Source organism: Streptomyces sp. JLYT201 (genome assembly GCF_059448825.1).
Genome location: NZ_CM182551.1, coordinates 9,215,359 through 9,237,379 on the forward strand (window position 1 = coordinate 9,215,359; position 22,021 = coordinate 9,237,379).

At 74.0% G+C, this 22,021-nt stretch carries 21 protein-coding genes and 1 pseudogene; 12 read left to right on the forward strand and 10 right to left on the reverse strand.

All coding sequences use genetic code 11. The features are described 5' to 3' along the window. Positions 1–128 precede the first annotated feature (128 nt). Complete coding sequence (locus AC5WAM_RS38840; protein WP_366795031.1) at positions 129–1,109, forward strand: helix-turn-helix domain-containing protein; 981 nt, start codon at positions 129–131, stop codon at positions 1,107–1,109. On the opposite strand, the gene AC5WAM_RS38845 is transcribed toward AC5WAM_RS38840, so the two are convergent. Beyond that, entirely contained in the window at positions 1,106–2,131 is a 1,026-nt protein-coding gene (locus AC5WAM_RS38845) for a zinc-dependent alcohol dehydrogenase family protein (protein WP_495520505.1), read from the reverse strand. The genes AC5WAM_RS38840 and AC5WAM_RS38845 overlap by 4 nt on opposite strands. Positions 2,132–2,323: 192 nt before the next feature. On the opposite strand from AC5WAM_RS38845, the gene AC5WAM_RS38850 reads away from it, so the two are divergent. Then, positions 2,324–3,154, forward strand: a complete 831-nt coding sequence (locus AC5WAM_RS38850) for a hypothetical protein (RefSeq protein ID WP_366795032.1) — start codon at positions 2,324–2,326, stop codon at positions 3,152–3,154. A gap of 76 nt (positions 3,155–3,230) precedes the next feature. Continuing rightward, the gene (locus AC5WAM_RS38855; RefSeq protein WP_495520506.1) at positions 3,231–4,004 is read left to right on the forward strand and encodes a hypothetical protein; all 774 of its coding nucleotides are present in this window, start codon (positions 3,231–3,233) and stop codon (positions 4,002–4,004) included. Positions 4,005–4,094: 90 nt separating this feature from the next. Here AC5WAM_RS38855 and AC5WAM_RS38860 read toward each other — a convergent pair. Together AC5WAM_RS38860 and AC5WAM_RS38865 are read right to left on the reverse strand one after the other, a co-directional pair. Continuing rightward, positions 4,095–4,301: pseudogene (locus AC5WAM_RS38860) on the reverse strand (alkyl sulfatase dimerization domain-containing protein); the annotation flags it as partial. Continuing rightward, on the reverse strand, positions 4,232–4,522 hold the full coding sequence (locus AC5WAM_RS38865) for a hypothetical protein (RefSeq protein ID WP_495520507.1): 291 nt from the start codon (positions 4,520–4,522) through the stop codon (positions 4,232–4,234). The gene AC5WAM_RS38865 and the pseudogene AC5WAM_RS38860, both read right to left, overlap by 70 nt. Before the next feature lie 50 nt (positions 4,523–4,572). On the opposite strand from AC5WAM_RS38865, the gene AC5WAM_RS38870 reads away from it, so the two are divergent. The 5 genes from AC5WAM_RS38870 to AC5WAM_RS38890 all read left to right on the forward strand — a co-directional run bounded on the left by AC5WAM_RS38870 (position 4,573) and on the right by AC5WAM_RS38890 (position 8,680). After that, the gene (locus tag AC5WAM_RS38870) at positions 4,573–5,166 is read left to right on the forward strand and encodes a TetR/AcrR family transcriptional regulator (RefSeq protein ID WP_495520508.1); all 594 of its coding nucleotides are present in this window, start codon (positions 4,573–4,575) and stop codon (positions 5,164–5,166) included. Beyond that, positions 5,163–6,008, forward strand: a complete 846-nt coding sequence (locus AC5WAM_RS38875) for an alpha/beta fold hydrolase (protein ID WP_495520509.1) — start codon at positions 5,163–5,165, stop codon at positions 6,006–6,008. Before AC5WAM_RS38870 ends, AC5WAM_RS38875 begins: the two co-directional genes overlap by 4 nt. A gap of 121 nt (positions 6,009–6,129) precedes the next feature. Beyond that, positions 6,130–6,537 carry a YciI family protein gene (locus AC5WAM_RS38880; protein WP_366795038.1) on the forward strand — a complete coding sequence of 136 codons (408 nt, stop codon included), beginning with the start codon at positions 6,130–6,132 and terminating at the stop codon, positions 6,535–6,537. Continuing rightward, positions 6,534–7,679 (forward strand): RNA polymerase sigma factor, encoded by a 1,146-nt coding sequence (locus tag AC5WAM_RS38885; protein WP_495520510.1) that lies wholly within the window; start codon positions 6,534–6,536, stop codon positions 7,677–7,679. The genes AC5WAM_RS38880 and AC5WAM_RS38885 overlap by 4 nt, the downstream gene beginning before the upstream one ends. Positions 7,680–7,795: 116 nt before the next feature. Further along, positions 7,796–8,680 (forward strand): aminoglycoside phosphotransferase family protein, encoded by an 885-nt coding sequence (locus AC5WAM_RS38890; protein ID WP_495520511.1) that lies wholly within the window; start codon positions 7,796–7,798, stop codon positions 8,678–8,680. A 6-nt stretch (positions 8,681–8,686) separates the two neighbouring features. On the opposite strand, the gene AC5WAM_RS38895 is transcribed toward AC5WAM_RS38890, so the two are convergent. Beyond that, positions 8,687–9,352, reverse strand: a complete 666-nt coding sequence (locus AC5WAM_RS38895) for a TetR/AcrR family transcriptional regulator (protein WP_495520512.1) — start codon at positions 9,350–9,352, stop codon at positions 8,687–8,689. A gap of 143 nt (positions 9,353–9,495) precedes the next feature. Next, positions 9,496–11,388: an ATP-binding cassette domain-containing protein gene (locus tag AC5WAM_RS38900; protein ID WP_495520513.1), complete on the reverse strand. Its 1,893-nt coding sequence runs from the start codon at positions 11,386–11,388 to the stop codon at positions 9,496–9,498. Between the two features lie 439 nt (positions 11,389–11,827). Here AC5WAM_RS38900 and AC5WAM_RS38905 point away from each other — a divergent pair, with 439 nt between their 5' ends. Together AC5WAM_RS38905 and AC5WAM_RS38910 are read left to right on the forward strand one after the other, a co-directional pair. Continuing rightward, positions 11,828–12,604 (forward strand): oxidoreductase, encoded by a 777-nt coding sequence (locus AC5WAM_RS38905; RefSeq protein WP_495520514.1) that lies wholly within the window; start codon positions 11,828–11,830, stop codon positions 12,602–12,604. A gap of 144 nt (positions 12,605–12,748) precedes the next feature. Further along, positions 12,749–13,480 carry an SDR family NAD(P)-dependent oxidoreductase gene (locus AC5WAM_RS38910; protein WP_495520515.1) on the forward strand — a complete coding sequence of 244 codons (732 nt, stop codon included), beginning with the start codon at positions 12,749–12,751 and terminating at the stop codon, positions 13,478–13,480. Positions 13,481–13,580: 100 nt separating this feature from the next. Here the strand turns inward: AC5WAM_RS38910 and AC5WAM_RS38915 are convergent, their stop codons facing one another. From AC5WAM_RS38915 to AC5WAM_RS38935, 5 genes are all read right to left on the reverse strand, one after another. Further along, complete coding sequence (locus tag AC5WAM_RS38915; RefSeq protein ID WP_495523747.1) at positions 13,581–14,108, reverse strand: DUF1062 domain-containing protein; 528 nt, start codon at positions 14,106–14,108, stop codon at positions 13,581–13,583. 494 nt (positions 14,109–14,602) lie between these two features. Then, positions 14,603–16,903 (reverse strand): LuxR C-terminal-related transcriptional regulator, encoded by a 2,301-nt coding sequence (locus AC5WAM_RS38920; RefSeq protein WP_495520516.1) that lies wholly within the window; start codon positions 16,901–16,903, stop codon positions 14,603–14,605. 170 nt (positions 16,904–17,073) lie between these two features. Beyond that, the gene (locus tag AC5WAM_RS38925) at positions 17,074–17,274 is read right to left on the reverse strand and encodes a hypothetical protein (protein ID WP_495520517.1); all 201 of its coding nucleotides are present in this window, start codon (positions 17,272–17,274) and stop codon (positions 17,074–17,076) included. A gap of 114 nt (positions 17,275–17,388) precedes the next feature. Beyond that, positions 17,389–18,291 (reverse strand): serine hydrolase, encoded by a 903-nt coding sequence (locus AC5WAM_RS38930; protein ID WP_366795048.1) that lies wholly within the window; start codon positions 18,289–18,291, stop codon positions 17,389–17,391. Further along, complete coding sequence (locus tag AC5WAM_RS38935; protein WP_495520518.1) at positions 18,288–19,232, reverse strand: LysR family transcriptional regulator; 945 nt, start codon at positions 19,230–19,232, stop codon at positions 18,288–18,290. The genes AC5WAM_RS38930 and AC5WAM_RS38935 overlap by 4 nt, the downstream gene beginning before the upstream one ends. Before the next feature lie 161 nt (positions 19,233–19,393). On the opposite strand from AC5WAM_RS38935, the gene bla reads away from it, so the two are divergent. Then, the gene (gene bla / locus AC5WAM_RS38940) at positions 19,394–20,356 is read left to right on the forward strand and encodes a class A beta-lactamase (protein ID WP_495520519.1); all 963 of its coding nucleotides are present in this window, start codon (positions 19,394–19,396) and stop codon (positions 20,354–20,356) included. A gap of 20 nt (positions 20,357–20,376) precedes the next feature. After that, positions 20,377–22,014, forward strand: a complete 1,638-nt coding sequence (locus AC5WAM_RS38945) for a penicillin-binding transpeptidase domain-containing protein (protein WP_495520520.1) — start codon at positions 20,377–20,379, stop codon at positions 22,012–22,014. Positions 22,015–22,021: the final 7 nt, after the last annotated feature.

A 22,021-nucleotide genomic window follows, 5' to 3' on the forward strand; every position in this document is an offset into this window, starting at 1 on the left:
GCCTCCGTGGGCGATGCCAGGGGGGAAGGCGTTCGGCCGTCCTCCCGTTGCGGGGCCGGAGGGCTTTCCGGCACCCCTCCACACTCTCTGCGCCCCACCCGGAACACGAGGTATGTTCGGGAGCAGACATGGTCAAAAACGGACAACCGCCCGCGGCGCCGATCAGCGACATCAGCTATCGCAACCCGCACTGCCCGGCCCTCGGCATCGACGTACGGACGCTCGCCGAGGAGCGCGAAAACGTGCCCGAACAGGGTGGCGCCGGGCCGCAGCGCCTGGACTTCCACCTGCTCGTCCTGGTCACGCGGGGCCACGGCACCCACATGGTCGATTTCGTCGGCCACGACTGCCGCCCCGGCACCCTGCTGTGGATCAGGCCCGGCCAGGTCCACGCCCACGCCCGTGAGCGGGGTCTGCGTGCCCGCCTCGTGCTGTTCACGCCCGACTTCCCGCCGCCCCTACGGATCGGCCCGCTCCTCGACGACCCCTTCGCCCCCGCGCACTGGCGCGCCCGGGGGACCGACCTCAGGGACCTCACGCGCCTCACGGAGCTGCTGGCCGACGCCCATGACACCTACGAGAAGGGGGCGCGCGACCTCGGCACCGATCTGCTGCGCCACACCCTGGCGGCGCTGCTCCTGCGGATCGCGCTGCTGCCGGAGCCGGAGGGCGAGCCCGCCCCGGTCGGCCCGGGCGAGCTCTTCGGCCGCTTCCGCGCGGCCGTGGAGGAGGGCTTCGCCGCCGAACGCTCCGTCGCCGCGTACGCCGCCCGCCTCGCCACCACGCCCAAGACGCTCACGCGGGCCTGCCTCGCCGCGACCGGGCGCCCCGCGAAGGCCGTCATCGACGCGCGGGTGGCCCTGGAGGCCAAGCGGCTCCTGGTCCACACCGATCTGAGCGCCGCCGCGATCGGGCGCCGCCTGGGCTTCGACGAGGCGGCGAACTTCGGGAAGTTCTTCCACCGCACGACGGGGTGGACGCCCGGGGACTTCCGGACGGCCCCGGAGGGCGGAGCGCCATCGTCCCCTCCGGGCGGAGCGCTACCAGCCCCTCCCGGCGGAGCCACCCCGGCCGCGGCCCGGCCCGGTGGCTCCGCCCGGAACGGCTAAGCGGTGGCGCCCCCGTCGCCCTCGTGCCCGTCCACGGTTACGACGATCTTGCCCACCTGGCGGCCCGCCTCCATGTAGCGGTGCGCGTCGGCGATCTCCGCCAGCGGGAAGGTGCGGTCCACGACGGGCTCGAAGGCACCCGTGCCGAGGCCGGAGGCGACGAACGCCTCGGCGCGGCGGAGCCGTTCGGGCACGGTGGTCAGCTCGTGCAGGGTGTAGGTGCGGATGTTCAGCGCGGGCATGCCGAGGTCGAAGCCGGGATACGGGGTGACCTCGCCGCTCAGCGCCCCGTACAGGAAGAGCGTGCCGCCGGGGGCGACGACCTTCGCCAGGTCCACCACTCCCGGACCGGCGATGGCGTCGAAGACGAACTCGGCGCCCCGGCCGTCCGTCAGGGCGCGCACCCGCTCGACGACGTCCTCCTCCTCGGTGACGACGACAGCCGCGGCGCCCGCCTTGAGGAGTGCCTCCTTCTTGGCGCCGGTGCGGGTGGTGGCGATGGGCACGGCACCCACCCTGCGGGCTGTCCGGATCGCGGCGAGGCCCACGCTGCTGGAGGCCGCGGTCAGGACGACGGTGTCCCCGGCGCGCATCCCCCCGATCTCCACCAGGGCCCCGTACGCCGTCAGATAGGGCATCCACACCGCCGCGCCCGCGACCGCGTCGAGGCCCTCGGGGCGGTGCAGCAGCGCGGCCGCCGGGACGAGCGCGCGCTCGGCGTAGACGGCGTAGTCGTTCATCGAGAAGGCGGGCACCACGCTGACCGCGTCGCCGGTCCGAAAGCCCGTCACCCCGGCGCCGACGGCCTCGACCACTCCCGCCGCCTCCGCGCCGAGCCGCGCGGGGAACTCCTTGGCCGACTCGATGTAGTGGCCGCCGCGGAACAGCACCTCGGCGCGGTTGAGCCCGATCGCGTCCACGCGGATCAGCACCTCACCGGCGCCGGGCGCGCCGACCTCCACGTCCTCGATCCGCAGCACATCAGCTCCGCCGTACTCGTGGAACCGCACCGTCCTGGCCATCACGCGCCGTCCTTCCCCCAGTTGGGGTGCCGCGCCGTGCGGCACCGTGGATCACCCAAGCCGAAAGTACGACGACTGTCAAACTTCGATGGTCGTCGTACTACGTGAACGTCCTCCGCGGCCCCCGCCCCCCGGCTAGCATCGTCGCCGACGGCGCCGATCGGCAGGTGGGAGCGGGGGATGCGGGGCGGTATGCGCTATCGGGCCGAGCGGATCGCGCTGGCCGTGATGGCCGGGGCGGGCATCGTGGTGGTGCTCGCCGATCTGCTGGGCTGGCTCGACAAGTTGGCGCCGGGGAGCACCCTGCCCAAGGTCACCCTGCTCATTCTGAGCACCGTCACGCTCTTCCTGCTCCTGGAGTTCGACCGGCTCAAGGTGCTCGACGACGTGCACGCGCAGCTGTCCAAGCTCGACATCGACGCCCTCGCGCAGGAGTTGAGGCAGCGGCACTACGCCGGTGTGGTGCGGGTGCACGAGCGGTTCCCCGATGACAGGTTCGCCACGCTCGTGGACGGCGCGACGCGCGAGGTGACCATCCTGCAGACGTGGATACCGAACCTCGACGAGTTCGACCGCGGTCTGCGCAAGGCCCTCGTGGAGCGCCAGGTGCGGGTGCGCGTCCTGCTCCTGCACCCCTCGTCGCCGGTGGCCGGGTTGCGCAGCGAGGCCCTGCGCACGGTGCGGGACCCCGCCCGCGACGGCGACGTCAGGGCCAACATCGAGCAGTGCCTGTCCACCCTCGCCTCCCTGGTGCACGACGCGGGCGACGAGGACCGCGCCCGCCTCGAAGTGCGCGTGTACAACTCCCTGCCGTCCGTCGCCGTCTACAAAGCCGACGAGCACTACCTGGTGAGCTCGTTCCTGCACGGACGGCTCGCGATCCGCTCCACCCAGATGGAGATCGAGGGCTGCGCCACCGTGCTGGGCAGGGAGGTGCAGCGGGAGGTGGACACGCTCTGGAGCATCGGCTGTGCCGTGGACATGAGCGACTGGCGCGGATCCGTCGGAAGGATCAACCTGTGACCCGGGAAGAGAGAGCACGGCCATGCAGCGACAGAACGGATCGGACCGACGTGCAGGACATGCCGGAGCGGCGGCCGTGACCGGCGTGCTCGGCGCGCCGGGCGCAGCGGGCGGGCTCGACCGCCTCGACGCCTTCGAGGACGCCTTGGTCGAGCGGTTCGACCGGCACCCGGTGCTCGCGAACATCGCGCTGCTGCCGGACGACGCCTTCGCCGAGGTCCTGCTGCAACGCCGCTTCGTGTCCCTCGCGTTCACCCCGTGCTACGACCTGGCCATCGACCTCCTCAGCGACGAGGCGAGCCTGCGGATCGCCCGGGTCATCCTGCGCGAGGAGTACCCCGACAGCCACGGCCACACCCGCTCGCACCGCGAGGACATGACCGAGGACCTGCGCCAACTGGGCATCCCGCAGCGGAGAATCGTCACGTCGAAGCCCTCCGCGACCACCCGGAAGGTCATCCTCGACTCCCTCGAAATGATCGCCGAGGCGGGCGCCGAGCCCGACGCCGACGTGCGGATGCTGACGCTCCTGCGCTTCTGGGGCGAGATCCTGGTGTCCGTCGAGTACGGACGCCTGTGGGAACGCATGGGGCCCCTGCTCACCCGGGACGGCGAGAACCGCTCGCGCTTCTACTACCCGCACCACTCGCACGACGCGAAGGCCAACCCGCTGGCCCGGGTCTCCCTGCTCTCCACCACCCACGCCGACCGTCTCGGCCGCCGCCTGAGCGAACTGCTCGCCCGCGAGCCCTCGTCCGACGGCTTCCAGGAGGTGGAGGAGCGCTCCCTGCGGCTCAAGACGGACTTCTACGACCAGTTCCTGCCCGCCCTCGGGGTGGCCGGGGCCTGACGCGGCACGGCCGGGGCCGCGAGCGGGAACCCCGGGTCCGGAGCCGTGCCGTACGCGAACACCGCCTCCGCGTACGGCAGCTGATCCGCCGGGCCGAGCCTGCGGATACGTCCACAGGTGCGCCGGGTTGCCGTCGAACCAGCCCAGGCAGTGCTGGTGGACGGCCCTCGCGTCCTGGCCGACCGGGCCGTTCCTGCCCCCGTTGATCAGCCATGGGGCCTGGTCGTTCAGGTACGCGTACGCGTCTGCACGTCGCGCTGGACGCTCAGGAACTCGGTGATCCTCTCCCGGCTCCACAACGGCCGGTGGTGCGGGGCGAAGGCGACCTCCGCGTGCCCGACGAAGCTGTGCGCGGCCTCGGTGAGGCGGCGCGACCAGGTGTGGGCGTCGCGCACCCGCCCGTCGGCCCGGGCGTGCGCCGCGCTGCCCGCGGAAAGGGGCGGGATCGCCGGACGGCCGCGCGCTCGCCCCGGGCCGGTGCGAGGCGGGCCGGAAAGGGAGCGCTTTCCGTTTGCCATCCTAGGGGCCCTAGGTTAAAACTAGGATCCCTAGGAAAGCGGGAGGGCGCATGGTGCGGGTCGGGCTCACGGCGGAGTCGGTGACGAGGGCGGGCGCGGAGCTCGCGGACGAGGTCGGCCTCGATCGCGTGACGATGTCGCAGGTCGCGCGGCGGCTCGGAGTGAAGGACGCGAGCCTGTACGGGCACGTCCGCGGCCTGGAGGACCTGCGCGGCCGCATCGCGCTCCTCGCGGCGGACGAGAAGACCCTCCGCATCGCGGAGGCGACAGTGGGGCGGTCCGGCAAGGACGCGCTGGTCGCGTTCGCCAACGCCTGGCGGGATTACGCCCACGCGCACCCGGGCCGCTACGCGGCGACGCAGACCCCGATCCCCATCGACCCCGAACTGGCCGCCCGGGCCGCGGGACCGCGCCGAGCCGTCGAGCTGACGTACGGCATGCTGCGCGGCTACGGCCTGGCCGAGCCCGACCTGACCGACGCCGTCCGGGTGCTGCGCAGCACCTTCCACGGCTTCGTCGCCCTGGAGGCCGCGGGCTCCTTCGCGCACGAGCGGTCGCCGCAGCGGACCTGGGAGCGCGCCCTCGACGCCCTGCACACCCTCCTGGAGCACTGGCCCCCGTCCCGAGAAGGAGACCCCCGATGACCGGACCGACCACCGGCAGCCTGCGCGTGCGCGGCGCGACCCTGCACTACGAAGTGCGCGGCCGGGGCCCGCTCCTGCTGCTCATACCCGGCGGGACGGGCGGCGCGGCCGCCTTCGACGGCGTAGCGGACGATCTGGCCGCCGACCACACCGTCGCCACCTACGACCCGCGCGGCATGTCCCGCAGCCCGCTGGACGATCCCGGCGCCGCGCAGCACGTGGCCGAGCACGCCGACGACGCGTACCGGCTCCTCGAACGCCTTTCGCCCGCCGGGCCCGCCCGGGTCTTCGGCGCCAGCTCGGGTGCGATCGCCGCCCTGCACCTGCTCGGCACCCACCCCGAGCGCGTCGCACGCCTCGTGGCCCACGAGCCGCCGCTGGTGGAGCTCCTGCCCGACGCGGCCGAGCACCGCGCCCTCGTCGCCCGCGTACAGGAGACCTTCCACGCCGAGGGGCTGATGGCGGCCATGACCGTGTTCGCCGCCGGGCTCACGAAGGGCGCCACCGCCGCGCCGGAGGCCGTGCCCCAGGCGCCGCCCGCACTGCCGCCCGGGGCTGCGGCGCGGGCCGAGCGGACGATGGCCGACCTGCCGTACTTCGTGACGCGCATCGTGCCGTCGTTCATGTCCCACACCCCGGACGTCGAGCGGCTGCGCACGCTGGCGGACCGCCTCGTGCTCGCGGCCGGCCAGGACTCCCACGGCGAACTGCCCCACCGCGCGACGGCCCGCCTGGCCGAGCGCCTGGGCACCGACCTGCTGCGCTTCCCCGGCGGGCACACGGGCCTGACCACGCACCCCCGCGCGTTCGGCGAAGCCCTGCGCAAGGCGTTCCACGGCTAGCTCGCGAAAGCCGCGAGATCCGTCGGAAAAACTTCGCGGGGGATGTCGAGAACCCGTGCGCGGCTCCGTCCCAGGAGCGGAACACGGCCACAATGGGCCGTACCTCACCTAGGAGCTCACGATGGCGAAGTACCTGCTGCTCAAGCACTACCGGGGCGCCCCGGCGTCGGTCAACGACGTGCCGATGGACCAGTGGGCGCCGGAAGAGGTCACGGCCCACGTGCGGTACATGAACGACTTCGCCGCCCGCCTGGAGAAGACCGGTGAGTTCGTCGACAGCCAGGCGCTCTCCCCGCAGGGCACCTTCGTCCGCTACGACGGCGAGGGCCGCCCGCCTGTCACCGACGGCCCGTTCGCGGAGACGAAGGACCTGATCGCCGGGTGGATGATGATCGACGTGGAAACGTACGACCGGGCGGTCGAACTGGCCGGTGAGCTGTCCGCCGCTCCGGGCGCGGGCGGCAAGCCGATCCACGAGTGGCTGGAGCTGCGCCCCGTCTACGGCGAGCACTGCCCGACCGCCGAGTGAACGAGTCGCTGCTCCGCGACCTCGTGCCCGAGGTGATCGGTGTCCTCGTCCGCCGCGGGGCCGACTTCGCGGCGGCCGAGGACGCCGTGCAGGAGGCCCTGCTCGAGGCCGTGCGGGGGTGGCCGGACGCGGAGCCGCGGGACCCCAAGGGCTGGCTGGTCACGGTGGCCTGGCGGAAGTTCCTCGACGCCGTCCGCGCCGACACCTCGCGGCGGCGGCGCGAGGAGCGCGTCGAGGCCGAGCCCGCGCCCGGCCCGGGCGAGGGGGTGGACGACACGCTCCAGTTGTACTTCCTGTGCGCGCACCCGTCCCTGACCCCGGCCTCGGCCGTCGCGCTCACACTGCGCGCGGTCGGCGGCCTCACCACCCGGCAGATCGCCCGCGCGTACCTGGTGCCCGAGGCGACCATGGCCCAGCGCATCAGCAGGGCCAAACGGACCGTCTCCGGCGTCCGTTTCGACAGGCCCGGCGACGTCGCCACCGTGCTGCGCGTGCTCTACCTGGTCTTCAACGAGGGCTACTCAGGCGACGTCGACCTCGCCGCCGAGGCGATCCGGCTCGCGCGCCAACTGGCGGCCAGGACCCACCACGAGGAGGCCGCGGGCCTGCTGGCGCTCATGCTGCTCCACCACGCCCGGCGCGCGGCGCGGACCGGCCCCGACGGCAGCCTCGTACCGCTCGCCGAGCAGGACCGCGGCCGGTGGGACACCTCGCTGATCGCCGAGGGCGTCGACATCCTCCAGGCGGCCCTCGCCCGCGACCGCCTGGGCGAGTTCCAGGCCCAGGCGGCCATCGCCGCGCTCCACGCCGACGCCCGGGCCGCCGAGGAGACCGACTGGGTGCAGATCGTCGAGTGGTACGACGAACTGGTGAGCCTCACCGACAGTCCCGTGGTCCGCCTCAACCGGGCCGTCGCGGTGGGCGAGGCCGACGGCCCGCGGGCGGGCCTCGCCGCCCTGGCGGAGCTCGACCCCGCCCTGCCCCGGCACACCGCCGTCGCGGCGTACCTGCACGAGCGCGACGGCGACCCGGTGACCGCCGCGCGGCTCTACGCCGAAGCCGCCCGCTCGGCCCCCACCCTCCCCGAACGCGACCACCTCACGCGCCAGGCGGCCCGACTCAACACGCGGCTGCGCGGCTGACACCGCACGCTCCCCCGGCGAATTTCGGTTGACGCGCCCGGCCCCGGAGCGTTCGGATGTCCTGCGCGCCCGTACACCTCCGCGCACGTGGAGGAACCCACCTCGGAAAGGCATCCATGAGCTCCGGCACCCCGCGCGTCGACGCGGCTCTCGTACGACGGCTGATCGCCGCGCAGTTCCCGCAGTGGGCGGGCCTTCCCGTCGAGGCGGTGGACTCCGCCGGTACGTCCAACGTCATGTACCGGCTCGGCGAGGACCTGGTGGTGCGGCTGCCGCGCGAGTCGGGGTCCGCCGACGAGGTCGCCAAGGAGGACGTGTGGCTGCCGAGGCTCGCGCCCTCGCTGCCCGTGCCGGTGCCCGTGCGGCTGGGGGAGGGGACACCGGCCGAGGGGTACCCCTGGCGCTGGGCCGTCTACCGCTGGATCGAGGGCGAGAACCCGGTCGTCGGCCGGATCGCCGAACCGGGCGCGCTCGCCACCGACCTGGCGGAGTTCGTCCTGGCGCTGCGGGGCGTCGACCCGGCGGGCGGGCCGCCCTCGTACCGCGGCGGGTCCCTGAAGGACCGGGACGCAGAGACCCGCGACGCCCTCGCGGACCTGCGCGGCGTCATCGACACGGCCGCGGCGGCCGCCGCGTGGGAGACGGCCCTGCGCGCCCCCGAGCGGTCCGGCCCGCCGGTGTGGATCCACGCGGACCTGCAACCGGGGAACCTGCTGCTCCACCGGGGGCGGCTGAGCGCCGTCATCGACTTCGAGTGCCTGGGCCTCGGGGATCCCGCCGTCGACCTCATCGTGGCGTGGTACGTCCTGCCCGCCGAGGTGCGCGACGCCTTCCGGGCCGCGCTGCCGCCGGACGACGCCGCCTGGGCGCGGGGCCGCGGCTGGGCCCTGTCGATCGCCCTGATGGAGCTGAGCTACTACCGGGACAGGAACCGGCGGATGGCGACGGTGGCACACCACGTCATCGCCGAGGTCCTCGCGGACGCGGCGCGCACCGACTGAGGCGGGTCACGTCCCCTGGGACAGCAGGTCGTCCAGCTCGGCCGCGAAGAACAGGGCCGGGTCGAAGCCCATGCCGGTGAAGTGCCCGGCGAGTTCGAGCGACAGGACGCCGTGCAGCCGGGACCAGAAGGACAGGGCGCGGTGCAGGACCGCGGGCGGGGCGGGGTGGTCCCCGGCCCAGGCCCGGTGGTCCTCCAGGTGCGTGCGGAACGGCGTCGGGTAACCGTCCGGGGCGAGGGCCGCGCCGGCGTCGAGCAGGGTCGCCATGATCTCGGAGGCGATGCCGGTGATGTCCTGGGGCGCGTGGTAGCCGGGCACGGGCGTGCCGTGGACGAGGAAGTACCGCTGGGGGTCCGCCAGGGCCCACGCGCGCAGGGCGTGGGCGAGTCCGGCGAGGTCGGCGCCGTCGGCGGCGGCCGCGCGGAGGGTGTCGGCGAGGCTGCGGTACGCGTCCCGGACGAGCTCCGTGATGAGCTCGTCGCGGCTGGCGAAGTAGCGGTAGAGCGCGGGGCCGCTCATGCCCATCCGCTTGGCGATCGCGTTGAGGGAGAGTGCGGAGGCCCCCGCTGTGGCGATCTGCTCCCAGGCGTGCTCCTTGACCTCCGCGCGCACCTGGGCGCGGTAGCGCTCCCTGGGGGTCTTCGCCCCTGCTTCAGGCTCTGCCTTCGCCATGGCCCGCATCCTCCACGCCCTACGGCTATATCTTCGCGATTTAGTTAGAAGCTATCACGCAACCTATTGCCCCCTCCTTCCCGGGACCACCACAGTCGCCGCACGCGCCCTGGCCCGCCCCGCCCGTCGCCATGCACCCCGAGCTACCGGTCCTGGGAGAGGGCGTACAGCTCGGCGAACAAGGAGCCGGGGGCGGCGCGCAGTTCGTCGAAGGTGCCCTGTTCGGCGATGCGGCCGTGGTCGAGGACGAGGATGCGGTCGGCGAGGCGGGTGTTGTCGAGCCGGTGGGTGACGATCACCGTGATCCGGTCGCGGCGCAGCTGACGCAGCGCGGTGAAGATCCGGTGCTCGCCGCGGGCGTCGAGCTGGCTGGTGGGCTCGTCCAGGATGAGGACGGCCGGTCTGCGGTAGAGGGCGCGGGCGCAGGCGAAGCGCTGCCACTGGCCGCCGGAGAGCTCCGAGCCGCCGAACCACTCGCGGGCCAGGAGGGTGTCGAGGCCGTGGGGCAGCTCGTCGATCGCCTCGCGCAGGCCGACCTGGTCGACGGCCTCCCACACCGGGTCGTCGTGGTGGGTGCGGGGCTGGCCCTGGGTGACGTTCTCGCGTGCGCGCAGGGGCCACTTGGCGAAGTCCTGGGTGACCACGCCGGTGTGCCGCCACACGCCGTCCGCGTCGAGGGCGCGGGTCTCGGCCGTGTCCCACAGGACGCGGCCCTTGTCGGGCAGCGTGACGGCGGTGATCAGGTTCATGAGGGTGGACTTGCCCGCCCCGTTCACCCCGACGACCGCGACGACCTCCCCGCGGGTCAGGGTCAGCGACAGGCCGTCCACGGCGGGCCGGTCCTTGGACGGGTAGGTGTAGGAGGCGTTGTCCACCCGCACCACGGCGGGGGCGTCGGGCAGTCGGGTGCCGCGCGCCTGTGCGGCGCGTCCGGCGCGGTCGAGGAAGGCGTGGAGGTCCTCCAGGTACATGCCGGTGTTGAGGACGTTCGCGGCGTAACTGACCGCGTTCCCCAGGGAGGCGAGCACGGCCCGGAGGCCGACGACCGCGGTGGCGGCGACGGCGAGACCGATGTGGCCGTGGGTCGCCAGATAGGCCAGCACGCCCCAGATGAGCGTCTGGAAGAGACCGCCGACCGCCGAAGCGGCCAGCACGGTACGCGCTGTGCGGGGTGCCGCGGCGATGGTGCGCGCGTCCATGCGCCGGGAGATCGCGGCGTACCAGTACCGGATGTAGTCCGTCATGCCGTTCGCGCGGACCTCGGTGGCGTGCTTGGGCGCGGTGGCCCACCAGCGCACCATGTGGCGGACGTTCTGGTCGGCGATGTTCAAGTAGTGCGTCCGGTAGGCGATCCGCGCGGCGAGGATCTCTCCCACCCCGGCGGGGACGACCGCGAGGACGAGGAGCGGGAGGAGCACCGGGTGGAGCACGGTGAGCGCGCCCACGGCGCCGGTGATCTGCATGAGCGCGGACATGCACCGCTGGACGTCGGTGACCACGTTGGCGGTGCGCTGGACCCCGGCCTTGGCCGCCGTCTGGGCGTCGTGGAAGCCGGGTTCCTCCATCGCCGTGAGCTCCGCCCGGCACACCGCCTCCACGAACCGGGTGTCCGCCTCCGTGGTCAGCTTCGGCGTGACGCGGCCCGCGGCGTAGGACCCCAGGACCGTGAACACCCGGGCCACGGCAGCGGCGGCGACCATCACCGCGAGGGCGGGGAGCGCGGCCTCGATGCGGGCGGCGGCGTCCGCCCCGCCCAGCAGCGGGCCCATGGCGCGGGCGGTGGCGGCCAGCGTCACCGCCTGGGAGACCCCGGCCGCCACCTGGCACGCGACCAGCAGGAGCACGGCGGTCCTGTCGACCCGCCAGGCCATCTTCAGGGTCCACCACACGGCCGCGGGAAGGCGGCGCACCACCGTGCGCACGGTGATCCCGGCCAGCCGGTTCGCCACGTCCGTGGCCTCGAACCGCAGATCGGCCGGGGGCGGGGGAGGGGGCGGTGGGGTGCTACGGGCGCTCGTGGAGTCGGACGTTGTCAACTGCGCACCTCCTGGTCGGCGGTGGGGCCGGACTGGCGATGCCGGGCCCAACGACGAACGTCAGAGGTTCGAACACACGTGTTTGAGACGGCGTGGATTCCCCTCCGTTCCGCGGCGCGGCCCGTGTGCGCGATGCACCGACCCGTGCGGCGAGCGGCCCGGCCCCGTGACGATCAGTGGCCGAAACACCGATCGAGGGCGGGAGCCGTTACCGGGGGTCCCGGGCGTCCCGAGGGGCCGGGCGAGGGTGCCATAGGGCTTTCCTATAGCGCCTGTTGACATTTCGTCTTTGCCCCTCGCTCCTTTCCGTACGTACGGTGAAACCGCTCGACGAGGCGCCCCCTACCGCGCATTCTCCGCAGGGTCGCGCTCCACGTACGTCGCTCTTTCTTCCGTCGGGCATGCCGTGTCGAAATCACAGGGAGAGGACCGGTCGACCATGACCACCATGGAGAACACAGCGGGAACGGTGACGCGGGAACTCGTGGGAAAGCGGGCCCTGGTCACGGGCGGTTCCCGCGGCATCGGAGCGGCCGTGGTGCGGCAGCTCCTGGACGCGGGCGCCCACGTCATCACGACGGCCCGGTCGACGGCGGACACCGTGCCCGAAGGGGCTGAGTTCGTGAAGGCCGACGTGCGCACGCGGGCCGGTGCCGAGGCACTCGCCGCGGCCGCGCGGGAGGCCCTCGGCGGGGTGGACATGCTGGTCCACAACGCGGGCGGGGCGGGGCCGCACCGGGGCGCCCTCGCCATCCCCGACGAGGAGTGGCAGGACGCGCTCGACCTGAACTTCCTGGCCGCGGTACGCCTGGACGCGCTGCTGGCGCCGGAGATGCGGGAGCGGCGCTCCGGGGCGATCGTGCACGTCTCCTCGGCCGCGGTCCCCACCGTGGCGCCACCGTTCCTGCACTACACGACGGCGAAGGCGGCGCTGGAGAACTACAGCAGGGGGCTGGCCCAGGAGTTGGCCCCGTTCGGCGTCCGCGTCAACACGGTGTCGCCCGGCCGGACCGCCACCCCCGGCGGCGAGCGCACCCGGGAGCAGTGGGCGCGCCTGTCGGACGGGCCGGGCCAGGACGTCACCACCCCGCCGCTGGGGCGTGACGGCGCGCCCGACGACATCGCCGACGCGGTGCTGTTCCTCCTCTCCGCCCGGGCGAGCTGGCTGACGGGGAGCAGCCTCGTCGTGGACGGCGGCGAATTCCCCAGGGGCTGACACGGCGGTAATTCCGAAGCGCCGACCTGAGTGGCCGACGTGAATGGCGAATTGTGGCCGCATTCCCGCCGCAGTCAACGCACTTGAATCGTTCCTCCCCTCACGCATTCGGAGAGGGCACACGTCTTGGAGAGGACGCACGTCATGGAATTGAAGGGAAAGGCCGCGCTGGTCACCGGCGGCACGTCCGGCATCGGCCTGGCGGCGGCCCGGTCGCTGGCCCGTGCGGGAGCGGACGTGGTCGTCACCGGCCGCGACGCCCTGCGCGGCAAGAACGCGGCGCACGCCGCGCAGGAGGACGGGGCGGTCCGGTTCGTCCCTGCCGACGTGGCCGACCTGGACGCGGTGGCGGAGCTGGCGAGCCGGAGCGGTCCAGTCGACATCCTCGTGAACAACGCGGGCGTCTTCCCCACCGCGCTCACCGTCGAGCAGAGCGTGGCGGACTACGAGCGGGTCTTCGACACCCATGTGCGCGGTGCCTACTTCCTGGTCGCCGCGCTCGTGCCGCACATGCTCGAAAGGGGCGGGGGCAGCATCGTCAACGTCACCTCGCTCGCGGCGCACAAGGCGTTCCCCGGCGCCTCGGTCTACAGCGCCTCCAAGGCCGCGCTGGACTCGCTGACCCGCACCTGGGCGGCGGAGTTCGCCGAGGGCGGCGTACGGGTCAACAGCGTCGCCCCGGGCCCGACCCGCACCGAAGGCGTCCTCGCCGCATGGGGCGAGGAGGGCAACGAGGGCGTGGCCGAGGAGCTGGGACTCCAGCGCACGGCCGGGTCGCAGGAGATCGCCGAGGCGATCTGCTTCCTCGCCTCGCCCCGGGCGAGCTACATCACCGGCACCACGCTCCACGTCGACGCCGGAGGCACCGTCTTCTGAGCGGGTGAGACGGATGGCGCGCCCCGGGGACCCCGCAACTCCGCGACCGCCGGGGCCTGTCCGCAGGTCGTGCCGGACAGGCCCCGGCGCGGGGGAGGGCTCAGCGCTTCAGCGTGAAGGTGAAGTCGCTGGACTGCCTGCCGCTCAGCCGGACCGCCGAGACGAGCTTCCCCTCCGCGACGAGCCGTTCGACCTCGGCCCGCGAAAGGCCGCAGCCCTCGGCGATCAGACGTGCCGGACGGACCGGGATCCGGGCCGCGAAGCGGACCGAGACGTCCAGTACCTCGCGGTCCAGGTGGTCCGATCCGCCGGTGTCCAGACGCCAGGCCCCGTCCCAGTCGAGGGCGACGCGGTTGCGGCGCAGCAGGGCCGGATCCTGTAGCAGTTCGGCTGCCAGGGACGGGTCGTTGTCGTGCATGCGGTCCAGGAGTCCGGGGTGGATGGAGCGCACGTTCGTCCGCTCCAGGACGGTGAGTTTCGCCGTGTCCCCGCAGGTCGCGCAGAGCACGAGGAGCCAGGCGTCGAGGAGCTTGTGGTGGGCGTTGACACGGAATTTGCCGTTCGCCCGGAAGCGGCCGGACGGGCACGCGGGGCAGTGGCGGAGGACGGTCGGCAGGCAGGTGGGCATGACCACCCAGCGATTGAGCACAGAAGTACACCGGTTTCAGTGAGAAGTCCGCAGCAAAAAGGAGCACGGCACGCAGGCGCGACGCGCGACAGATCAGCTCTCGGGGGGTCTCACACGGTGTACAACGGCACGTCCTTGCCCAGACGACTAGGTGCGCCAGCACGGTAGGGCAGGACGGCGGTTCCGCTCCACCGGATTTTCCGAGCGTCTCACCGGCGGGCGGCGTCCGGCCGGCACCGGACGGCGGGCCCGGACGGCAAGCCTGGACGGCGAGCCCGGTGGAGGGGGAAGCGGTGCGGGGCGCCCGTGCCTGGCAGGCGTGCGTCCGACGCTGCCGGCGTCCGGCACCGCGTCCCGGCTGGCTCTGCCCACTCTCCCGCGCCCCGGGGCGTCCCGGCATCCGTGACCTGCCACGATCCGTATACGTACGCGGCGCGTGAGGGCGAAGGCCCGGCCGCCCCGGCGGCTGCCGCGTACGTACGTATGCCCGCGGATCAGTCCTCCAGCGCCGCCGGTACGTCGGCGCGCGAGGTGAGGTCCAGCTTGGCGAGGATGCGCTCGACGTGGGTGTCGGCGGTGCGCTTGGAGATGACCAGGCGTTCGGCGATCTCCCGGTTGGACAGGCCCCGCGCGACGAGCGCGGCGACCTCGCGCTCGCGGGGGGTGAGGGCCTCGGCCGCGTGGCCCCGGCGGGCACCCGGCAGGGACCGCGCCGACGCGGGCACGTCCAGGTCGGCCCGCACCGCCGCGAGGACGTCCGTGCCCGTGAGGCGCGCCCCGAGCCCGTGCCAGCGCGCGAACGCCGCTTCGCCGAGGGCGCCGCGCACGGTCCGCTGCACCGCCTCCTGCTCGTCCAGGAGCGAGGGCAGCATGGCCACCGGATCCCCGGTCAGGCGCCGCGCGCTCTCCGCGTACCCCAGCAGCCAGGCGGCGCGGGCGTACCGTTCCTGCTGGGCGGAGTGCCCGGCGAGCCCCAGACAGCACAGCGCGGCGACCAGCACGTCCCCGACCTCGCTCACGGCGTCGAGGGCCCGGCGCAGCGGCGGGGCGCTCTCCTCGGGCCGCCCGGCGAGCCACAGGACGACGCCCTGCACCATCAGCGTCGAGGCGTAGAGCTGCCGGTCCCCGGTGTCCTTGAGGTGGGCGAGCCCGGTCGCGCAGAGCTCCAGGGCGCCCTCGACGTCGCCGAGGACGGCCCGGAGGAGGGCGCCCTCGTAGTGGACCACGCCGATGCCGAGCAGGTCCCCGGCCTCCACGATCCGCCGCCGCCCCCGCTCCAGCTCGGCCAGGCCCTCGTCGACCTCGCCGCACAGCGCCCGCATGGCCCCCAGATACGGCTCCGTGAACAGCACCACGCGCGGCTCGCCGCAGCGCACCGCCACCTCACGTGCTTCCTCGAAGAGGCCGGGCGCCGCCATGAGGTCGCCGCTCCACACGGCCAGCACCCCGCAGAGGAAGAGGCCCCAGGCCCGCTCCGCACGCTCCTCGGGCACCAGGCCGAGCCCCTTGTCGATCCAGTACCGCCCTTCCGAGAGCGTCCCCACCGCACGCCAGAACGGCGCCAACTGCGCTGCGAGCCACAGCCCTTGCGGGGCGCGCTCCGGGGCGGCGAACGCGTGTCCCAGGGCCGCCCGCAGATCGGCGACCGCCTCCCGTGCCCCCCGGTACAGCGCGGCCTGCGCCGGGGTCAGGAGTTCGTCCCACAGCCGTTGGCCCAGTTCCTGGTAGTGCGCGAAGTGCCGCTCCCGCACGCTCACCGCGTCGTCCGCGCGCCCCCTGCCGTCGGGGTCGTCCAGCCGTTCTCCGCCGTACGCGCGGATCGTGTCGAGGAGGCGGTAGCGGCCCGTGCTCCCGCCCAGGTGCTGCACCACCGACTTGTCGACGAGCCCGACGAGCGCCTCCAGGACGTCCCGGGCCGCCAGGCCGCCGCCCGCGCACACCCGCTCCGCCGTCGCCAGCTCGAAGGGGCCCGCGAACACCGAAAGGCGCGCCCACAGCAGCCGTTCCGCGGGCGAGCACAGCTCGTACGACCAGTCGATCGCCGTACGCAGCGTCTGGTGCCGGGCCAGCTCCGTGCGGCGCCCGCCGGTGAGCACCCCGAAGCGCTCGTCGAGGCGCGCGACGAGCTGGGCGAGCGGCACGGCCCGCAGCCGTACGGCGGCCAGTTCGAGGGCGAGGGGAATGCCGTCGAGGCGCTCCACGAGCGCCCCCACCTGGGCCCGGTTGCTGTCGTGGACGGTGAAGTCCGGCACGACGGCGGCCGCGCGCTGCGCGAACAGCTCCAGGGCGTCGTCGGCCGGGAGCGGCGCGAGCGGCAGACACCGCTCGCCGGGCACGTCCAGCGGCTGCCTGCTGGTGGCCAGGACCGCCACGCCCGCGGCCTCCCGCAGCAGGACGTCACAGAGCAGCGCGCACGCGTCCACGAGGTGCTCGCAGGTGTCGAGGACGAGCAGCAGCCGACGCGCCCGCAGATGCGCCACCACCGCGTCCAGCGGCTCCATCCCCGGCTGTTCGGGCAGGTCGAGCACGGCGGCCAGGGTCGCGGGCACGAGCTCGGGGTCGCGCAGGCCGGACAGCTCCGCGAGCCACACCCCGTCGGGGAAGTCCTCCGTGACCTCGGCGGCCACGCGCAGCGCCGTGCGGCTCTTGCCGACGCCGCCGGGGCCCACCAGGGTGACCAGCGGAGCCCGCGCGAACGCCTCCTGGACCCGGGCGAGGTCGTCGGACCGCCCGACGAAACCCGTCCGCTCCACGGGCAGTTGCCCGCCGCGTCGCTGCGTGAAGCCGAATCCCATCCGCGGTCGACCTTCCCGTCGAGGTGGCGGCAGGCCTCCCGGAACGGCCTGCCACCCGCCTCCCACGGTCCCACCCCTGTGACGTGGTCCGCAGGGCATAGCGGCGCGTCGGGGGTGATCGAGTTGAGTTCGAGGGCCTCCAGTTCGAGGGATCCCGGTTCGGGCGCCCCTCAGTGCGCGGTCCCGATGAGCGAGCGGGCCGTGGGCGCGAGCCGCAACTGCCGCGCAGGAGCGGTCTGTTCCCGCTCGACGCCCGGCAGGATCTCGTCGCGCACCAGCCGGTCGGCCCGTACGGCGGCCCGGTGGCGTCGGCAGGCGTCCTCGTCCGCGTACGACGTGAGGACGACGACGGCGTTCTCGCCGGTGCGCACCGGAAGGCGGGAGAAGGTGTGGGGCGCCGTCTCCGTGGTGAGGGCGGCCAGGGGCGCGGGCCCCGTGGCCGCCGTACGAGGTCGGCTGAACCGGCGGCGCGCTGCCGTACGCCGCTAGAGCTGGCGCAGGTGGTCCCGCAGGGAGCGGGCGACCTGGGCCATGAGGGCGTCGGCGCCGGGCTGGGCGGAGGCCGGGACCAGGGACTCGGTGAGGGCGGCGACGGCGAAGGTCTGGCCGTCGGCGTGCTCGACCACGCCGACCTCGTGGCGGAGGTTGAGGAGGGTGCCGGTCTTCGACGACCAGGTGGTCGCGTCGGAGCTGAAGTCGGGGGTGAGCCGGTGCCGGATCAGGTTGTTGCCCATGAGCTCGCGCACGCGCCCGGCCACCTCGGGGTGGATCGCCGACGGCGTCCACAGGGCCTGGAGCAGGTCGACGTAGGCGCGGGCGCTGCCGGTGTTGGCGCGGGTGGTGTCGAGCTGCGGAAGGCGGTGCCCGCGGCCGCTGGTGCCCGCGTCGATGGCCAGGGCGTGGGCGAGGTGGGCCTGCGCGGCGGCGAAGCGCTCCGTGGGGGTGTCGGACAGCTCGCGCGTGTCGTGCCGGACGGCGAAGCCGCGCAGGCCGAGGTCGTCGAGGACGGCGGCGACCCGGGCGGGCGGGGTGAGGTCGAACAGCGCGTCGGCGGCCGACCCGTCGCTCACGGACGTGCTCAGGTACAGCAGGTCGTCGATCGCGATGCGGGCGGGGTGACGGAAGCGGCTCACACCGGTCGGGCCGGGCGTGGTGATCCGGCCGGGCCGCACGTCCAGGGCCGTCGCCCCGTCGAGCTCGCCGCGCCGGATGCGCTCCGCCGTCGCGAGGGCGAGCGGGATCTTGACCAGGGAGGCGGCGGGGAGCTGCGTGTCGGGTTCGAGGCCGAGCTCGTCACCGGTGTGCAGGTCCCGTACCAGGAAGCAGCCGTGCAGGCCGCCGTCGCTCAGCTCTTGGCGCAGCCGGCGCAGGAGCGCCTCGGGGTTCACGTGGTCCTCCCTTCCGGGGTGCGGGGCCGGATCCCCTCATCGATCGTCTGGATCACTGGTGCGGTCGCCTGGACGGCGGCGCCGAGGCAGCGCGTGATGGCTTCGCCGAGGCGGGCCCGGAGATGCTGCGGATTGCCGTCCGCCGCGGCGGCGAGCGCGAACCCCCGGCTGAGCGCGAGCTCGCCGATCGGCCGCCAGACCAGGCCCAGTTCGACGGCCTGTGCGGGGGAGCAGAGCAGCAGGTCGTGCCCGCCCAGGGCCTCGGCCGCGGCGCCCGTCAGGTCCGCCGCGGCGACGAGCTGCGCGGGGCGCAGGCCCAGCGCGTCGCGCAGCCGGGTCAGCGGGTCGCGGATGTGCGGCACGTCGTCCTCGGGCTGGATCCAGACGCGGCGCGCCGGTCCTGTCGCACCACGGCCGAGCCGCAGCGTCTCCAAGTAGACGCGCCGCACGCCGGGGTCGTGGGCGGTGGCGACGCCGAGCGGCACGGACCAGGTGGCCTCGTCGGCGGGCACCGCGAGCAGCGCGGCCCGCACCTGCTGGGCGTGGAGCAGCTCCCGGCGCTGCGCCGGCGGGGCCACGCGCAGGTCGAGCGTCACCTCGTGCTCGCGCGCCTCGGCGACGAGGCGGGCCAGGGCGGCGGTGGGGCAGATCCCGGGCACCGCGAGCCGCCACGGCTTGCGCCGTGCGGCCTCCGCCTCGTCGAGCAGCACGTCCGCGGCCTGCACCAGCTGCCTCGCGGTCGGCAGCATGTCCCGGCCGAAGGGCGTGAGGACGGCCCGCCGCGAGGTCCGCTCGAACAGCGGCTCGCCGAAGCGCTCCTCTAGCGCGGCGACGCGGCGGCTGGCCACCGACTGGGACATGCGGGCCGCCGCCGCTCCCACGGTGAAACTGCCGCGCTCACTGACGCTGACGAACGCCCGGCACGCTCCTACGAGATCCACGCCCGCACCCTATGCCAGATCGGCATGGAACCGCGCACAAGCGTATTGGACCGCATGGGAACCCCCGGGCGAGGGTGGTCCCGGCACTGATCACCACACGCAACGGGGCCGTGCCGCTCCGTTCCCCGTGCCCCGCGAGCGGGGCTCCTTGGAGGTTGACCATGCAGCACTCCCGCGTCCGGCGCGCCGCCCTCGGCGCCGTCGCCACCCTCGTCCTCGTGCCGCTCGTGGCCTGCGGCCAGGGCGACTCCCCGGCTGCGGCGGCCGAGCGGCCCGGCGCGGACCGGAGCGAGAAGTCCGCGCAGCGGTCCGACAAGCCCGCGGCGCGGGCGGACGTCGCGTCGTACGCCCGCGCGTTCAAGAAGCTGGAGCGCAAGTTCGACGCACGGCTCGGCGTGTACGCCGTCGACACCGGCACCGGCCGCGAGGTGGCGTACCACGACGGACGCCGCTTCGCGTACAACTCCACCTTCAAGGCCCTGGCCGCCGGGGAGACGCTGCGCACGTACGCGCCGGACAAGATGGACCAGGTGGTGAAGTACACCAAGGACGACCTGGTCACCTACTCGCCCATCACCGAGAAGCACGTCGACACCGGCATGACCCTGCGCGCCCTGTGCGACGCGGCCGTCCGCTACAGCGACAACACCGCGGCCAACCTGCTGTTCGACAAGCTCGGCGGCCCCAAGGGCCTGGACGCCGCCCTGGAGCGGATCGGCGACGACGTGACCCGGATGGAGCGCGTCGAGCCCTTCCTGAGCCGGTGGGTGCCGGGCGAGAAGCGGGACACGAGCACGGCACGCGCCCTGGCGAAGGACCTGCGCGCCTACGTCCTCGGTGACGTCCTCGCCGAGCCCGAGCGCGCCCAGCTCGCCACCTGGCTGAAGACCAACACCACCGGGGACCACGTCATCAAGGCCGGGGTCCCCAAGAACTGGGTGGTCGGCGACAAGACGGGGACCGGCAGCTACTACGGCGCCCGCAACGACATCGCCGTCGTGTGGCGGCCCGGCGCCGCTCCTCTCGTCATGGCGATCCTGTCGCACCGCGGCGACAAGGACGCCACCCCCGACGACAAGCTGATCGCCGAAGCCGCGTCCGTGGTCGCCGACTCGATGGCGTAGCCGCCACCAGGGAGCCCTTGATGAACGACACCGAAGGCACCACCTACGGCCGCGGAGCCGCTGCCCGCGGGGCCCGCGGGCCCCGCGCGGCCGTCGCGGCGGGCGTGGCCGTCGCACTCGCCGCCGGTACGGCGTACGCGACCGACCTCGGACCCTTCGCGCCGAAGCCGCCGAAGGCCGCGCCCGAGGCCGCCGCGCAGGCGCGGGCGTTCCTGGCCGACTGGTCGGCGGGCCGCCTGGCGCGGGCGGCCCGGCTCACGTCGAGCCCCGAACAGGCGGAGCGCGTGCTGCGCAACTTCACCACCGGCCTCGACATCGGCAAGCCCGCGCTGCGGGCGGGCGAGGCCACCGCCGACGAGGACGGCACCGTGACCGTGCCCTTCACCGCCACGATGCCCGTCACCGGCCTCGGGACCTGGACCTACCGCTCCCGCCTCCCGCTGCGCGAGCGGGACGACGGCACCTGGGCCGTGGACTGGAAGCTGTCCGTCGTGCACCCGAAGCTGAGCGACACGCAGAAGTTCCGTCTGGAGCGCGAGGACACCGGCGCCGCCCGGGTCAACGACCGCAAGGGCGCGGCGCTCTCCGGCGACACCCACCCGTCCCTGGCGCCCGTCCTGGCGCAGCTGTCCGGCGCCGCCGGAGCCGGGCCCCGGGGTGCGATCCACCGCGTCGACCGCACCAGTGGCGCCGTCACCGGCACGGAGGCCACCTTCGGGGCGCGCCGCGCCCGCACCTCGGGGAAGCCGGTCGCCACCACCATCGACCCCGCCTGGCAGTCCGCCGCCGAGCGGGCCCTCGCGGCCGGGGCCAAGGGCAAGGACGCCGCCCTCGTCGCCCTGCGGATCGACAACGGCGAGATCCTGGCCGTGGCCAACTCCCCGGCCACCGGCTTCAACCGCGCCCTGTCCGGCACCTATGCTCCCGGCTCCACCTTCAAGGTCGTCACCACGGGCGCGCTGCTCCTCAAGGGCGCCGTCGCACCCGGCGACACGGTGGACTGCCCGCGCTACCTCACCGTCGGCAAGCAGTTTCACAACGTGGAGAAGTCCGAGCACCGCGGCGCCACCTTCCGCGAGGACTTCGCCGAGTCCTGCAACACCGCCTTCATCGGCCTGCGCGGCAAGCTCCCCGACGACGGCTTGGGCGACGTCGCGAAGCGGTACTTCGGCATCGGGCAGCGCTGGCGCACCGGCGTGCCGTCCTTCGACGGGGCCGTGCCCGCGCCCCGGGACGAGACGGAGAAGGCCGCGGCCATGATCGGGCAGGGCCGGGTCCTGGCCAACCCGCTGGTGATGGCGTCGGTGACGGCCACCGCCGCCTCCGGCACCTTCCGCCAGCCCACCCTCGTCCCGGGGCAGCGGGACGCGACCAGGACGAAGGCCCTGCCCCGCGAGGTGGTCGGCGCGCTGCGGTCCCTGATGCGGTCGACCGTCACCGACGGCACCGCCCGTGGCCTCGCCGGGCTGCCCGGCGCGGTCGGTGCCAAGACCGGCACCGCCGAGGTCGCCGAGGACACCCCGAACAACGGCTGGATGGTCGCCCACCGCGGCAACGTCGCGATCGCCGCTGTCGTCGAGAAGGGCCGCACGGGCGGGGCCTCCGCCGGGCCCGTCGTCAAGGAGGTGCTGGCGGCCGCCGACTCCGACCCCTCGTAGAGCGGTC

Excerpts from the sequence above, each read along its gene's own strand:
- AC5WAM_RS38905 (WP_495520514.1), top strand. The coding sequence starts at position 11,828 with ATGACCACCATGGAGAACACAGCGGGAACGGTGACGCGGGAACTCGTG.
- bla (WP_495520519.1), top strand. The coding sequence starts at position 19,394 with ATGCAGCACTCCCGCGTCCGGCGCGCCGCCCTCGGCGCCGTCGCCACC.
- AC5WAM_RS38840 (WP_366795031.1), top strand. The coding sequence starts at position 129 with ATGGTCAAAAACGGACAACCGCCCGCGGCGCCGATCAGCGACATCAGC.
- AC5WAM_RS38875 (WP_495520509.1), top strand. The coding sequence starts at position 5,163 with ATGACCGGACCGACCACCGGCAGCCTGCGCGTGCGCGGCGCGACCCTG.
- AC5WAM_RS38870 (WP_495520508.1), top strand. The coding sequence starts at position 4,573 with ATGGTGCGGGTCGGGCTCACGGCGGAGTCGGTGACGAGGGCGGGCGCG.
- AC5WAM_RS38910 (WP_495520515.1), top strand. The coding sequence starts at position 12,749 with ATGGAATTGAAGGGAAAGGCCGCGCTGGTCACCGGCGGCACGTCCGGC.
- AC5WAM_RS38850 (WP_366795032.1), top strand. The coding sequence starts at position 2,324 with ATGCGCTATCGGGCCGAGCGGATCGCGCTGGCCGTGATGGCCGGGGCG.
- AC5WAM_RS38915 (WP_495523747.1), bottom strand. The coding sequence starts at position 14,108 with ATGCCCACCTGCCTGCCGACCGTCCTCCGCCACTGCCCCGCGTGCCCG.
- AC5WAM_RS38880 (WP_366795038.1), top strand. The coding sequence starts at position 6,130 with ATGGCGAAGTACCTGCTGCTCAAGCACTACCGGGGCGCCCCGGCGTCG.
- AC5WAM_RS38845 (WP_495520505.1), bottom strand. The coding sequence starts at position 2,131 with ATGGCCAGGACGGTGCGGTTCCACGAGTACGGCGGAGCTGATGTGCTG.
- AC5WAM_RS38865 (WP_495520507.1), bottom strand. The coding sequence starts at position 4,522 with ATGGCAAACGGAAAGCGCTCCCTTTCCGGCCCGCCTCGCACCGGCCCG.
- AC5WAM_RS38945 (WP_495520520.1), top strand. The coding sequence starts at position 20,377 with ATGAACGACACCGAAGGCACCACCTACGGCCGCGGAGCCGCTGCCCGC.
- AC5WAM_RS38895 (WP_495520512.1), bottom strand. The coding sequence starts at position 9,352 with ATGGCGAAGGCAGAGCCTGAAGCAGGGGCGAAGACCCCCAGGGAGCGC.
- AC5WAM_RS38920 (WP_495520516.1), bottom strand. The coding sequence starts at position 16,903 with ATGGGATTCGGCTTCACGCAGCGACGCGGCGGGCAACTGCCCGTGGAG.
- AC5WAM_RS38890 (WP_495520511.1), top strand. The coding sequence starts at position 7,796 with ATGAGCTCCGGCACCCCGCGCGTCGACGCGGCTCTCGTACGACGGCTG.